This is a genomic window from Flavobacterium psychrotrophum (assembly GCF_003403075.1).
Taxonomy (GTDB): domain Bacteria; phylum Bacteroidota; class Bacteroidia; order Flavobacteriales; family Flavobacteriaceae; genus Flavobacterium; species Flavobacterium psychrotrophum.
The window spans coordinates 3,113,017-3,126,549 of sequence record NZ_CP031557.1 but is presented as its reverse complement, the minus strand read 5'-3'; the positions used below and the strand labels follow the sequence as shown (position 1 = coordinate 3,126,549).

17 protein-coding genes and 3 tRNA genes are annotated in these 13,533 nt (G+C 40.8%); 7 read left to right on the top strand and 13 right to left on the bottom strand.

From position 1 onward, the window contains the following. Window positions 1-12: 12 nt before the first annotated feature. The 4 genes from DYH63_RS13460 to DYH63_RS13440 all read right to left on the bottom strand — a co-directional run bounded on the left by DYH63_RS13460 (window position 13) and on the right by DYH63_RS13440 (window position 2,991). Entirely contained in the window at window positions 13-750 is a 738-nt protein-coding gene (locus DYH63_RS13460; protein WP_116789296.1) for an SDR family oxidoreductase, read from the bottom strand. A gap of 75 nt (window positions 751-825) precedes the next feature. After that, window positions 826-1,416, bottom strand: coding sequence for a TetR/AcrR family transcriptional regulator (locus DYH63_RS13455; RefSeq protein ID WP_116789295.1), 591 nt, complete (start codon window positions 1,414-1,416; stop codon window positions 826-828). A 112-nt stretch (window positions 1,417-1,528) separates the two neighbouring features. Then, on the bottom strand, window positions 1,529-2,248 hold the full coding sequence (locus tag DYH63_RS13450; protein ID WP_116789294.1) for a hypothetical protein: 720 nt from the start codon (window positions 2,246-2,248) through the stop codon (window positions 1,529-1,531). A 512-nt stretch (window positions 2,249-2,760) separates the two neighbouring features. Continuing rightward, window positions 2,761-2,991 carry a helix-turn-helix domain-containing protein gene (locus tag DYH63_RS13440; protein WP_162927029.1) on the bottom strand — a complete coding sequence of 77 codons (231 nt, stop codon included), beginning with the start codon at window positions 2,989-2,991 and terminating at the stop codon, window positions 2,761-2,763. A 257-nt stretch (window positions 2,992-3,248) separates the two neighbouring features. Between DYH63_RS13440 and DYH63_RS13435 the strand changes: the two genes are divergently transcribed. From DYH63_RS13435 to DYH63_RS13415, 5 genes are all read left to right on the top strand, one after another. Beyond that, window positions 3,249-3,944: a VIT1/CCC1 transporter family protein gene (locus DYH63_RS13435; protein ID WP_116789291.1), complete on the top strand. Its 696-nt coding sequence runs from the start codon at window positions 3,249-3,251 to the stop codon at window positions 3,942-3,944. Between the two features lie 64 nt (window positions 3,945-4,008). Beyond that, window positions 4,009-4,440 (top strand): thioredoxin family protein, encoded by a 432-nt coding sequence (locus tag DYH63_RS13430; protein ID WP_116789290.1) that lies wholly within the window; start codon window positions 4,009-4,011, stop codon window positions 4,438-4,440. Window positions 4,441-4,449: 9 nt separating this feature from the next. Beyond that, window positions 4,450-5,373 (top strand): FAD:protein FMN transferase, encoded by a 924-nt coding sequence (locus DYH63_RS13425; protein ID WP_501162177.1) that lies wholly within the window; start codon window positions 4,450-4,452, stop codon window positions 5,371-5,373. A 6-nt stretch (window positions 5,374-5,379) separates the two neighbouring features. Continuing rightward, on the top strand, window positions 5,380-5,598 hold the full coding sequence (locus DYH63_RS13420) for a DUF4266 domain-containing protein (RefSeq protein WP_116789288.1): 219 nt from the start codon (window positions 5,380-5,382) through the stop codon (window positions 5,596-5,598). A gap of 18 nt (window positions 5,599-5,616) precedes the next feature. Then, window positions 5,617-6,801 (top strand): DUF3570 domain-containing protein, encoded by a 1,185-nt coding sequence (locus DYH63_RS13415; protein ID WP_116789287.1) that lies wholly within the window; start codon window positions 5,617-5,619, stop codon window positions 6,799-6,801. 105 nt (window positions 6,802-6,906) lie between these two features. Here the strand turns inward: DYH63_RS13415 and DYH63_RS13410 are convergent, their stop codons facing one another. The 4 genes from DYH63_RS13410 to DYH63_RS13395 all read right to left on the bottom strand — a co-directional run bounded on the left by DYH63_RS13410 (window position 6,907) and on the right by DYH63_RS13395 (window position 8,800). Next, window positions 6,907-8,226, bottom strand: coding sequence for a site-specific integrase (locus DYH63_RS13410; protein ID WP_116789286.1), 1,320 nt, complete (start codon window positions 8,224-8,226; stop codon window positions 6,907-6,909). 272 nt (window positions 8,227-8,498) lie between these two features. Beyond that, window positions 8,499-8,580 (bottom strand) — tRNA-Leu (locus DYH63_RS13405). Between the two features lie 46 nt (window positions 8,581-8,626). Then, a tRNA-Lys gene (locus DYH63_RS13400) sits at window positions 8,627-8,699 on the bottom strand. Window positions 8,700-8,727: 28 nt separating this feature from the next. Next, window positions 8,728-8,800 (bottom strand) — tRNA-Lys (locus DYH63_RS13395). Between the two features lie 139 nt (window positions 8,801-8,939). On the opposite strand from DYH63_RS13395, the gene DYH63_RS13390 reads away from it, so the two are divergent. Then, window positions 8,940-9,455 carry a shikimate kinase gene (locus DYH63_RS13390; RefSeq protein WP_116789285.1) on the top strand — a complete coding sequence of 172 codons (516 nt, stop codon included), beginning with the start codon at window positions 8,940-8,942 and terminating at the stop codon, window positions 9,453-9,455. Here the strand turns inward: DYH63_RS13390 and DYH63_RS13385 are convergent. Genes DYH63_RS13385 through DYH63_RS13375 form a run of 3 tightly spaced genes read right to left on the bottom strand, consistent with a single transcriptional unit; the run spans window position 9,452 to window position 10,924 of the window. Then, a complete protein-coding gene (locus tag DYH63_RS13385) occupies window positions 9,452-9,949 on the bottom strand; it encodes a phosphoribosyltransferase family protein (RefSeq protein WP_116789284.1) in 498 nt (165 codons plus the stop codon). The two genes, DYH63_RS13390 and DYH63_RS13385, sit on opposite strands and share 4 nt — an antisense overlap. An 11-nt stretch (window positions 9,950-9,960) precedes the next feature. Next, on the bottom strand, window positions 9,961-10,545 hold the full coding sequence (locus DYH63_RS13380) for a methyltransferase (protein ID WP_116789283.1): 585 nt from the start codon (window positions 10,543-10,545) through the stop codon (window positions 9,961-9,963). Continuing rightward, window positions 10,532-10,924, bottom strand: coding sequence for an RNA-binding S4 domain-containing protein (locus DYH63_RS13375; RefSeq protein ID WP_116789282.1), 393 nt, complete (start codon window positions 10,922-10,924; stop codon window positions 10,532-10,534). Before DYH63_RS13375 ends, DYH63_RS13380 begins: the two co-directional genes overlap by 14 nt. A gap of 80 nt (window positions 10,925-11,004) precedes the next feature. On the opposite strand from DYH63_RS13375, the gene DYH63_RS13370 reads away from it, so the two are divergent. Continuing rightward, the gene (locus DYH63_RS13370; RefSeq protein WP_116789281.1) at window positions 11,005-11,958 is read left to right on the top strand and encodes an FKBP-type peptidyl-prolyl cis-trans isomerase; all 954 of its coding nucleotides are present in this window, start codon (window positions 11,005-11,007) and stop codon (window positions 11,956-11,958) included. 44 nt (window positions 11,959-12,002) lie between these two features. Here the strand turns inward: DYH63_RS13370 and DYH63_RS13365 are convergent, their stop codons facing one another. Then, complete coding sequence (locus DYH63_RS13365; protein WP_240408994.1) at window positions 12,003-12,779, bottom strand: type 1 glutamine amidotransferase domain-containing protein; 777 nt, start codon at window positions 12,777-12,779, stop codon at window positions 12,003-12,005. Between the two features lie 94 nt (window positions 12,780-12,873). Then, the gene (locus DYH63_RS13360) at window positions 12,874-13,437 is read right to left on the bottom strand and encodes a Crp/Fnr family transcriptional regulator (RefSeq protein WP_116789280.1); all 564 of its coding nucleotides are present in this window, start codon (window positions 13,435-13,437) and stop codon (window positions 12,874-12,876) included. Window positions 13,438-13,533: the final 96 nt, after the last annotated feature.

The following is a 13,533-nucleotide window of genomic DNA, read 5'->3' as shown; positions in this document are numbered from 1 at the left end:
TTTAGAACCTGATTAATGCCTAGCTTCAGCGACTATTTTTGCCATGGCTTCATTAACAGCCGCAGCATATATCTTTGTCTCGCCAACAGGAATATCGAATTGTGCGGCCTTTAATCCGGTCAGTAACTCATCTGCAACCTCCTGCGGTGGGATGCCATTCTTTCCACCGATATAGGAAGAGAACTCGGTATTGGTAAGCGGAGGGTAGACTTCATACACCTGCAGGTTTTTATTGTCCTGGTACGTGTCCCTTAACGCCACGGTATAGCTGTGTAAGGCCGCTTTAGTGGCGCAATACGTAGGTAGGAATTTATGGCTGCCATAAACTGCAAGGGAAGAGATGTTTACAATAGCCGCTTCTTCTTTTTGTAACAGGTGCGGCATCATTAATTCGTTAAAGTGAATAATAGCAAAATAATTCAGGTTCATTTCAACCTGTGCTTTTTCTACGGCATTCGTTTCTTCGCTCAGCAGATAACCAAAGGCGGCCCCTGCATTGTTGATAATGATATTTAGCTCGGGGAAGTTGTTTTTCAGCTCGGCTGCGATTCGGGCCCTTTCGGTATCCACGGCCCAGTCACCCTTAATGGCTATGGCACCATCTAATTCAGCTAATGCCTTTTGCAGGCGTTCTTCGCTACGGCCATTGATGATGACCTTATTGCCTTCTGCGTTTAGTTTTTTTGCGATAGCCAGGCCTATCCCGGCACTGCCTCCTGTAATGAATATGGTATTACCTGCTGTTTTCATGTTATATTTATTTTAGACTTTTTAGTATATTTTAGTTTTTAAAAAAAGACCATAACTTATGGTCTTATGACAGATTTATTGCGAATAAGACTCCAGTTCGGCCTTAAGGCTTTTGATCAATCCTGCCATAGGTTTGGCGCTTTTCAACACCTTACACATTATAACACCGCCTTCAACCGCTGACATGGCTTTAAAGGCATACACGGCAGGGTCAAGATTTTCATTGAACTCTCCTGCCTGTATGCCCTGTTTAAGGATACTGACGAACACTTCCTGCCCGTTCCTTATTATACCTGCTATCTTTTCGCTGATTTCAGGGAAATGGTCATCAGCTTCCACCGCTATATTAAAAATGGGGCATCCGCCTTTAAGATGGGTATTTAAAGGATCTTTGTAAAAATCCAAAAAAGCAAAAACTTTTGCTTTCGCCGTTTTGGCCTTACTAATTGCGAGCCCTATCTTTTCTCCATTGCTCGTGAGCATATGGTCAACTACCTGTAATGTAAGGTCTTCTTTGTTCTCAAAATGTCCATAAAGGCAGCCTTTAGTAAGCTTAGTAGCCTCAAGCACATCATCAATGTTAGCCCCTGAAATCCCTTTTTGGTTATAAATGGGGGCGGCGGTTTCTATAATAAACTGTTTCGTTCTTTCTGCCTTAGTTGCCATAACTAAATTATTACATTGCAAATATACTAAAAAGTCTAAAATAAAATACTTTTTAGTATATTTTTTCACATGCTACTTATAGGGTCAGATGCAGCAAGTACTTCATGAGGTATTAGGGATAGATTGTGCCGTTTGTAAGCGTCATGAAGTACGTGTTTTGGTAGTGATTAGCATGATCTAAATTTACCATATGTACATAAGGCCCTTTTTGGTTGGGCAAATCGTACTCTCTAATGAAGAGTTGAGCGCCAAAAACGATAAACCCTGTATGAAACTTGTCTGTTTCTACTGCAGAGGCCTCCCTGAAACGTTCAATATATTCCAATTCCTCACCTGTTGGTCGCTGTGAGAAACTTATGGTATCCCTATAGGCTCCTTTAAGCGGATGGTCAACCATCTTTTTTACCGTTTCAAAGTTCATAACTTCGCTTCTTTTACCCTTCAAAGGCCGAACTACCCGAACCGGCTTCGTAGGTTTTCTGGGAAACTTCGAAAGATGTAAGGGTTCACGCGATGTTATTTCAGCATCAGGGCGTTGGTTTCGCAATATATTTGCTGCAGCGAGCGCATCGGGAAGCCCGGTTTTCAGGTATTGTGAAAGTTCATATGCCATCACGATATCGTTACGCCCTTGCGTGCGTATTATTTGTGGGACTTTGCCATGAAGTCCCTCCAGCAGTAATTTAGTATATAAGCTTTGCCTACTGGTTACATCAGCCTCCGTAATCTCCACTTCAAGTGCAGGATCCCCTGGAGCCGTAGCATAAAACATATCTATGTCTGGTATGGTTTGCTGGCCGGTAGAATATGAAAATATTACGGATCCACGCATACCAAACTGTTCAGAAGTAGTGGCCTTTGAACGACAGGCATCCGATATAAATACAATGTGAGGGATGCCGCTGGACCTGGAGTAAAATTTTGAAGCCTGAAGGCAGGAAACAAATAGTATTATAAAAGGTTTCTTCAACCTTCAGCATGACAGTAGGCTCAATGTTTGGCATATTGCTTTGCTTTATGCCATATTATTGCTGGGCTGTGAACAGGGGAAAAAGAAAGCAATACGGGTCAGCAGGGCTAAAATTATGTCACTGTCTCATGTAAATACATTACCCACTTATCATAAATATTTTAAAGAGCTTCAGGAATTAGGTTATATCAGCTATAGGCCATCCTATCATCCTGATGTTCGAAGTGAAATTGATTTAAAGGCAATCTGATAAGCAGGTTGCCTTTTTTAATTAATATGAAAGAAGATAAAATTCTATGGAATCTCATGCCTACGTTTATACATTTGATATTCCTAGCATGGCTTTAGGAAATATTAATTCGAGGAGTAACGCCTTAGTCAAGATCAATATTCAATAAATCTTTAGGACTTATACCTATTCCTTTAGCAAGTTCGAGCAATGTTGTAAAACCGAAATTCTTACTGCCGTCCTCAATAGACTGTAGGTCTTTGGTACTTAATGAACAGTTTTTCGTAACGTCTTTAGATTCCAAGCCACGCTCTTTTCGTAGAGAAGCTATATACGTACCAAATTTGACTAATCTTTTATCTTTAAATTGTAACATACCCTTGACTTTTATGCGTGGAGTATCAAATTTAAATAATATTACCAGTAGTCTTGCGTGCACATGGCAATTCATACTTGGAATAAATATAAATTAGGCATCACATTTTCAGGTCGTGTAAGAAAATTATCAGGAAATACGGTACTTTTATTTGTCACTGATTACTTTAAAAGAGACAGTATACAGGACTGTTAAAAGGCGATGTGTTTTTAAGCAAAATAAAGTATATCTTTACTATAAAATTCAGGATTTGACAGATGAAAACGCAAACTGAGAACCATTTTATCAACCGAAGCGGCTGGCTTCGTGCCGCTGTCCTGGGGGCAAATGATGGCATATTGTCAACGACGAGTCTCGCCATTGGTATTGCTGCCGCCAGTGACGGTAGAGATCCAATTGTACTGGCTGCTTTGGCCGGAGTAGTTGCAGGAGCGCTCTCGATGGCCGCAGGCGAATATGTATCGGTAAGTTCGCAAAGCGATATTGAAACTTCTGACCTGGAAAGAGAAAAGAAAGAACTGGCAGAAATGCCGGAGTCTGAACTTGCAGAGCTTACCGGTATTTATGTTGCCAGGGGTCTGGCTCCCGATTTGGCCCATGAAGTCGCTTTGCAACTGACGGCCCATAATGCATTGGAAGCCCATGCAAGAGACGAGCTGGGTATTAACGAAATCACGCAGGCAAAACCGTTCCAAGCGGCAATGGCATCAGCGCTTGCTTTTATAGCCGGCGGGGTTTTGCCACTGTTGGTAGCGATTTTAGCGCCTGTTAGGTATATGGTAGTGCTGCAATATTGTTTTGCTATAGTCTTTCTTGCTATTTCTGGAGCCTTGGCCGCCGGTGCAGGTGGCTCCAATAAGGTGAAGTCCATATTGCGGATATGTTTATGGGGTACAATTGCCATGTGTGCTTCGGCTCTGGTGGGCTATCTCTTTAATGTTCAGACGACATGACCTTTCAAAATATAATCCATACTACCAGCTAGCTCTTTACGTTATCACATAAACACTTACTACTATGAAATTTTTAGCCCTACTATTACTGTTTGTGATTCCCACCCAGTGGGAACCCGATTTTGAGAACGCAAAAAAAATAGCCAAAGAGAAACATGAACTGATACTCCTTAACTTTTCAGGATCAGACTGGTGTGGCCCATGCATTATGCTCCGCAAAGATTATATTGACAGTGATACCTTTCAAAGCATGGCAAAGGAAAACCTAGTGCTGGTCAATGCCGATTTTCCGAGGAAAAAGAAAAACCAGCTTTCTGCTGAGCAGGTAAAACGTAATGAGACACTTGCGGAGAAATACAATAAAGAAGGTCAATTTCCTTTTACGCTGTTGCTTGACTCCGACGGGAAGGTTGTAAAGGCCTGGACGGGGAAACCGGAAGTTTCCGTTGAAAAGTGGACTGAAGAGATCCAAGCCATTTGTAAGGCACACAAATAAGTTATGGTGATGAAGCCTTTTTCTCAATCCCTGAAACTTATGGGCAACAACTTTACCATTACTGTGGTGGCCGAAGACAATGCTGCTGCCCAACACTTTATTGGAATAGCAGCGGAAGAGATAAGGAGGATTGAAAGATTGCTCACCACGTTTAGCAATGATAGCCAGACTAACCGCATCAACAACAATGCAGGTATTGCACCTGTTGTTGTGGATGAAGAAGTTTTTAGGCTCATTGAACGTAGTATTGCCATATCTAAAATCACACAGGGCGCCTTTGACATTACTTACGGCAGCATCGATAAAAGCCTGTGGAATTTTGACAGGGCTATGTCCAGCTTACCCTCTAAAGAAGAAGCTTTAAAAAGGGTGCATCTTATAAATTATAATAACATAATCCTTGATGCTTCCAATACTTCGGTATATCTGAAAGAAAAAGGTATGCGTATCGGTTTCGGGGGCATTGGCAAGGGCTATGCGGCAGAAATGTCAAAAGCACTACTGATGCGACAGGGCGTCTCAAGCGGTATCATCAATGCCAGTGGCGACCTTACCGCCTGGGGTATGCAGCCCGATGGCAGCCCGTGGCGCATTGGGATTTCAAATCCGGACCGACCACAGGACGTATTTTCTTATATGGATATCTCCGGCAAGGCAGTAGCAACATCAGGAAATTATGAGAAATATATAATGATAGGTGGAAAAAAATACTCACACACCATCGATCCCAAAACAGGGCTTCCTATATCGGGAATAAAAAGTGTAACAGTCATAAGTGCCAATGCAGAGTTTGCGGATGCTATGGCAACACCTATTGCCGTAATGGGTATTAAGGCAGGGCTGTACCTAATTGACCAGATACCTGATTTGTATTGTATCATTATAGACGACCACAACAACATTTATACCTCAAAAAATATTAACCTTAACTAAAACGACATGAAACTTTCCCGTTACCTGTGCTGTGCCGTATTTATCGGCATTGCATGCTGCTCCTGCACCTCGGTTAAGGAGTACCAAAAAAACAAGATTAATGATGCCGAAATGGCATTAAACAACCGTAAAGTTGAGAAAACTGAGTTGAGCTTCCAGACCTATCGGGAAGGTTCCTCGGGTGCTAATGCAGGAAAAAGTGGCGGTGGCTGTGGATGCAATTAACCCTAAAATAAAATAACCATGAAACGCATTTTTATTACAGGCTTTGCCCTGTTAGGGTTACTACGGGTAGCGGCGCAGGACAAAACACCGGCAGATTCAACTACCTACAAGGCCCAGAAACTAAAACTGGATGAGATCAACCTGGTGTCCAGCTATTATAAGCAGGATGGGAACAACTCGGCTGTCACAGGAGGTATCGGTACCGAAAAACTGACCGATATATCCAACAGCCTGGATGTGAAATTTGTGAAGATTGGCCAAACCGGGAAAAAGCACACCCTGGATGTTGAGGTGGGTGTCGATCACTATTCCTCCGCCTCATCAGACATGATTGACCTGAGTGCAAACACCTCGGCCTCGTATTCCGATATCAGGGTATATCCTTCCTTAAGCTATACCATGGAGAATGAGCAGACGGGCAATACCTTTGGCGCAGGGGTATCTTCTTCAACTGAATTTGATTATCAGTCTTTTGGAGGGAATATTAGTTATTCTAAAAAAACAAAAGACCGAAATGGGGAATTTACCGCCAAATTCCAAACCTACCTCGACCAGGTAAAGTTGATCAATCCCATTGAACTTAGGTCTGCCATTGGTAACGGAAGCACGGAAGGGCGGAATACTTTTGCCGGAACGCTGAGTTATTCGCAGGTGGTCAACCGGAATTTCCAAGTGCTCTTCCAAGCCGATATCGTATCACAACAGGGATATCTGAGCCTGCCCTTTCACAGGGTATATTTTAGTGATGGCAGTGTGCACCAGGAATACCTGCCCGACAGCAGGCTTAAGATTCCACTCGCAGTACGCGCGAGTTATTTCCTTGGGGATAATATTATTATAAGGGCCTATTACCGTTATTATACCGACGATTGGAAACTGACCTCGCATACGGCGGATCTTGAAGTGCCGGTAAAAATATCGCCTTTCTTTTCGATAAGCCCGTTCTACAGATATTATACACAGAGTGCTGTAAAATACTTTAAGCCGTATGCCGAACATACGGGATCAGAAGAATTTTATACAAGCAACTACGACCTGTCTAAATTTGACAGCAGTTTTTATGGTATGGGGATGAGGATAGCAACACCTAACGGCGTTTTTGGGATAAAACATTTTAATGCGCTTGAAATACGATATGGACATTACAGTCGTTCTACCAACCTTACATCGGATATTATAAGTATCAACATAAAATACAAGTAGTCTACAAAAATACAACTGCCACTGAAACAGTGGCAGTTGTATTTTTTGCAAATTTTAAATATTTCTTACTTATTACATATTGTCTAAAATTTGAGTGAATGCATATCAATCAAAATCATTTTTAGACATCAACTGATGTTTTAGATCTTCAATCTCTTTTCTTAATTCCAATACGATACCATCAGATTCAAGTGTAGGTTTGGAAAGTGATACATTAAATTTATTTGTCAAGGCGTCCATCTCCCTACTAATGGCAATCTGTTCGGTAATAGCATACTCTTCTGTCTGCTTAACGGACTGATGGCCTAGCATTTCCTTTACGACGTGTATAGGTACTCCATTTGCCAACGTGACAGTGCTTCCGAATGTTCTTCTTGCTTTGTGAGTATTAAGGCTGCAGGAGAGCCCGCAGAGTGCTGCAATTTCCTTTAGATATTCATTCATCTTTTGATTTGATGCTACCGGAAGGATTGTACCCTTTTTTAGACACGTAGCGTCATTTCTATAAAATTCCATAATTTTAATTGCTTGGGGTAGTAGTGGCACGTGAAATGGACTGTCTGTTTTTTGGCGCGTTTTAATAATCCATAGCTTGCCGTCAATTCCGTTTTTTATATCACAGTGCTTAAGATTAAAGACATCAACATAAGCGAGCCCTGTGTAACACTGAAATATGAAAACATCACGTATGACACTTAACCTGTGAGTTGAAAAATTGTAATTTTCCAAAGCTGTAAGTTCTTCCAGGCTTAAAGGGCTTTTAACCACCTTTGTCCTTTTTCCTTTAAAGCTGGCAAAGGGATCCTTTTGAAGAATATCTTTGTGTACAGCCCGCAATACCATCTTCCGAACATATGTAATATGCTTTAAAGCAGTGTTGTTGTTACAATGCTTTACAGTTTTTAGGAAAAATTCATAGTCCTTTATAAACTCATAATTAAGATCCCTAAATTCTATATCGGGGGCACGGTACTTAAATTCAATAAAATCCTTTACATGGCCCTTGGCAATAACAAAATGGGTATGAGTGCCAATGGCATACTCTCCCTTTGATACCAATGCCCTCATCTCATCGTTGTGAAGCGTAAATTCTTCTAATAGCTTGGCTCTTGAAACGTCCCTGCCTAATACAAAATCAACAATACGCTGTGCTGTTATGGTATGGGAATTTAATATAAGTTCGGCTTTGAATTGTACAATTTTGTTCGTTACCGAATCAAGGTAAAAGTTTATAGACTTAGCATCTTCTTTATTACCTGTAGCTCTACAGGCTTGTTGATCCCAACGTTTTACATCCCATTTCTGTTTGGTCGAAGTTTCTTTTGCAATACCATCAACGGTAATTCTCAAATAAATTAATCTTTGGCTTGTCACCTTCTTAGGTGACTTTAAAAAAAAGGTAAGCCTAAAACTGTTTTCTAACATAATTCAACATTTTAATTAATATAAAGGGCGAATTATAGTATCCTAAAATCAAGTCGTTAACCCGTTTAACATGTTAACCTATAATTGGTTAAGTTCCAATCTGTGGCACTTTTTTATCAAAAATACCGGTGCCACGAAAGCGCCACGATAATTATGATTATTATTATAAAATTTGAAATGTGCCTTAAACTAAAAAAGCCTGCAACTCTATTGATTTGCAGGCTTTTATGAGCTTTTGAAAATAAGTTCGCTGTTGTCTAAACAGCTAAAAGTGACCACGATGGGATTCGAACCCATACGCCTTGCGGCACCACCCCCTCAAGATGGCAAGTCTACCAGTTTCTCCACGTGGCCATATGTAAGCAAAAAAAAAAGTTAAGCATTTCGGCTTAACTTTTTGTGACCCGGCTGGGATTCGAACCCAGGACCCCATCATTAAAAGTGATGTGCTCTACCAGCTGAGCTACCGAGTCGGTAGCATTCAAAAAAGACTTTATTTTGTGACCCGGCTGGGATTCGAACCCAGGACCCCATCATTAAAAGTGATGTGCTCTACCAGCTGAGCTACCGAGTCATTAGTCAATAAAAGTCATTCCCTGAATGCGGGTGCAAATATACGCATGTTTTATTCATTTTTCAAAGCCTTTTTATTATAAATTTGATTTTTTTTTAACCTTGTTCTTCAACCTCTTAATTTATAAGGGCTTATTAATATGAAAAAGATTATACTTTGTGGCTATATGGGGTCTGGTAAGACCACGACAGCCCGTTTACTGTCTAATGCCGCAGAAATTCCGTACATGGATCTTGATGAAATAATTGAAAAAGAAACCGGAAAAACCGTAGAAGAAATATTTGCGACGGATGGTGAGATTAAATTTCGCAAACTTGAGCACAATATACTTAAAGGTCTTTTAGACGTAAATGAAGATTTTATACTTGGCCTGGGAGGGGGAACGCCCTGCTATGCTAATAATCATTTATTGTTACAGCGGAATGATGTAGTATCTGTTTATCTTAAAACGGGCATTAAAGAGGTTGTAAAGCGCGTACAGGGGCAGGGTAGGACACGCCCGCTACTTGCAAACCTTGAAGGTGCCGCGCTCGAAGAGTTTATAGGGCAGCACCTTTTTGAACGCAGTTACTTTTACCATCATGCAAAGCATGTAGTACTAACCGACGGAAAATCTCCTGCACAGGTGGCAGATGAAATTATGAGCCTGCTTTAATTAAGCGCAGCATAGGGCTCATCGCCTTCCAGTTCTACCTGTATGTGCTCACGCATAGAAGTAGACAGGGAGAGGCCCTTAAAATCGGCTTTAACAGGGTATTGTTTGTGGTTGCGGTCTACCAGTACCGCTGTTTTGAATTTTTTTAGCGGAACATCAAGAAAATGCTTTACACCATAAATAAGCGTAGTGCCACTATTTAGTACATCGTCAATTAAAACAAGTGCCTTATTTGTGTATTCTGCTGTAGGTAACGATGTTTTTACAGGCTCAAGCGGTTGCTGCTTATTTATGGTTACTTCGCACAATATTGGCTTTATATCAGATATCTTTTCCAGTTCGGTTGCAAGAAGCTTGGCAAATACATAACCGTTACTTGCTATGCCTGCAAGTACTACTTCGGTTTCATCCGAAAAGGTTTCGTATATCTGGTAGGCAATGCGGCGTGTTTTATGTTGTATTTCCTGCTTGTTTAGGATGATGTTCATAGTAATAAGTGGTGTTGTTATTTTTTTTCAAAGATAAAAAACAGTTCCCTTTCTGCCCTGGGTTTAATAGAATTATAAGCCCTGTGCAGCATGGTTATTTTAAAGAGATTCCCAAACAGGGCAATGTATTCTTCTCTGCTGCCACCAAAGGGTGGACCCTGTTCTGTAAGTGGAAAGTCAAATAGCAATCCTGCAATTTTTCCGCCGGGAGCCAGCAGGCTGTGTGCTTTTGTCATGTATGCATCTCTTAGTTCGGGAGACAGTGCACAGAAAAAAGTTTGCTCAATAATAAGATCATACGTTGCGTTGTGTTCAAAAAAATCAGCATGTATTAATCGTGCAGCGTCAAGTTCCGGCAGTCGTTTTGCAACATTTGCCAATGGCTCCTTTGCTATGTCCAGCATTACAGCATTCTTAAAATCCTGTGTTACCAGGTATTCAAACTCATGCCCGTTGCCTGCGCCGGGCACTAAAATGCGTTTTGTTTTATCAGATAACTGGTCTATGTATTCTTTAATGGGTGGGGTAACGGTACCCGTATCCCATTGGGCTTGGTCGTTTTTATAACGCTCTTCCCAGTAGGCCTGGTTAAATGTCGGCATCGTCATCATCAGGAAAATCATCAGAATAATCATCAAGGTCACGACGGTCTTTCTTAGTAGGCCTTCCTGTACCCTTAGCACGGTAATGTTCTTTACTAAGGCGAAGCAGTGCCAGATGCTCAAAAGATTCGGGCGGGGTTTCGTCTTTCCTGTAAATGTCTACCAGTTTAGGTCCTACACGGTTTGCCGGTATATCCAGTATACTAAGGATGTAATTTATCTGATCGCGGCGTACCGTTATTTTATCACCTGCAAATACATCGCGAGATGCCTTTGCCTGCTGGCCATTTACGGTAACGTGCCCTTTTTGTATGGCTTGTGTGGCTATGCTGCGTGTTTTGTAGTACCGCACACACCACAAATATTTGTCAATTCTCATACTAATAACTAAAAATCGGTGTTATAACCAATACAAAAATACAGGAAAATTGTATCTTGCACCCCATTAAAAAAATTAATATGAACAGATTTTTAAAGGCTTTTGGCCTTATTGCCCTTATAACGTTTTTTGCCTCGTGTAAAAAAGACGATGATAACGTAGCACCTCCGCGAGATTTTGGAGTACAATACGCATCTGAACAGGACAGTATTGAGAAATACCTTAAAAACCACTATATATCGAATGCAGATATTGATAACATTAGGTTTGATTCAATAAAAAATCCGGCTACACAGGTTTCTATCTGGGATCAAACTCTTTATCCGTTACAATACAAAATGGTAAAGAGTACTAACGAGAAAAATACTGTTGAATATAAAGTTTACTATCTTAATTTCCGCCAGGGATCGGGCGACAGGCCTACAAGGGGAGATAATATCCTTATATCTTACAGGGGATGGATGCTTAATGACACGCAGTTTGATTACCAGCCATTTCCTAATACTCAACTATCGCTATACACCGATGTATATGTAGAGGGCTGGAAAAATATTATCCCGTTGTTTAATGCCGGTACTTATACCGATATACCTGATAATCCTAATCCGGCAAATTTTAATGATTATGGAGTGGGCGTTATGTTTATACCATCCGGGCTTGCATATTATAACAGTGGTAGCGGGTTGATAGGGGCATACAGGCCCATTGTATTTAGTTTCAGGCTTTATGCCGTTACTTATACAGATCTTGATGGTGATGGTATTTTAAATAAAGATGAGTTAGATTTGGTTAATTTTCCAAATGTCAGCGATATAGAATATGTAGATACTGATGCGGATGGGACTCCAAATTATCGTGATCAGGATGATGATGGCGATGGATATTCTACAAGGCTCGAGCTTAGGAAGCCGAAATCGGTAGGCGATACAAGTACCAATTACGAGTATTATGATGTAAATTCTCCTGAGATTATAACAGGCAGTGGACAAAAAGTTCACTTAGACCCAAATGTGCATTCAGTACAAAATCCATAAGTTAAAAAAAATCCCAATCCAGAAACGATTGGGATTTTTTTATCTTACAAAGACTTAAGTACTTTGAGTAATGCAATACCTACCGCATGGGCAGACTGTGGATTCTGGCCCGTTACAAGCCGTTCATCAGTTACGGCATATTCCTGCCATAAGCCTGCTTTTTCATATTTGGCACCATGTTCTTTAAGTTTGTCTTCCAGTAAAAATGGCACCACTTTTTCTAATTTTACAGCAGCTTCTTCTTCATTTGTAAAACCTGCTACTTTTTTGCCCTCTATTAAATATTTACTGTTGCTTAATTTGATATTCACAATACCTGCCGGGCCGTGGCATACCGCACTTACGGCGCCGTTATGCTCATAAATTTTAGAAGCTATGGCAGCAATTTCAGTATTGTCAGCTAAATCCCACATGGCGCCATGCCCGCCTGCATAGTGTATGGCTACATAATCGTTAACTTTTACTTCAGATGGTTTTAGCGTATGTTCTACCTTGTACCGATAGGTTTCATTATTCCAGAATTTTTTATTAACCGCATCTTCAAGATTAAAGCCATCTACAGGAGCCTTGCCGCCTTTTGGGCTTACAAAGTCAATTTCATAACCTGCATTGTGCAACACTTCCCAAGGATGGGAAACTTCTGATAAGTAATACCCTGTAGGCTCGCCGGTACTACCTTTTTTGTCGTGGCTGGTTACCACAAATAAAATTTTCTTTTTCATTGTTTTGCCTTTTTTTACCTGTGCCGTTGCATCGATACCCGTAAGTATTATGGTAAATGCCGCAAGTACCATTGCTGTTTTTTTAATTGTTAATCTCATAAAATGTGTTTATAAAAGTACTAGGCAAAAGTAGGCACGGTAAGGCAGCCTGCACAGGAAACAGGTCACACATTTTTTGTGATGTACATCACGCTTACTGCTGGGATAGGCGGCTCAGGGTTTCGCGCGATACGCCCAGATAGGCCGCAATAACTGTTTTTGGCACACGCTGAAAGAGGACAGGGTATCGCTCCAGGAGCTCTTTATAACGTGTTTTGGCATCATTATTAAGCAATGATAAAATGCGCTGTTGAAGGGCAATATAACCTGAATTTGACTTTTTACGGAAAAAGTGCTCTATCTTGTGCATATCGGCGGCGAGCTTCTCGCGGTTATAAAGAGATAGACAAAGAACCTCGGTATCTTCAATGCAATCGATATCAAGAGTGGCGGGTATCTGGTTAAAATAAGCCTGGTAATCGGTAATCCACCAGTCTTCCATCCCAAATTGTAATATATGTTGCTTACCATCTTCTGCAGTAAAGTAAGCTTTTACCAAACCGTTAACTACAAAATGATCATGATTGCAAGCTAATCCTGCCTGTATTAAAAATTGATGTTTTTTTAGTTTTCGGGACGTAAAGTGAGATAGTATATAGTCAAATTCAGCATCGGTTAGCGGAGTGATTTTTTCTATATGGGTGCGGAGGGGATGCATTTACTTATCTGGAATTATATTTTCAATTGATCACTGATAAAATTAGTGTAATTCAGCTCAGCTTCCAAAACAAAAAAAATCCCGAAGCTTTCACCC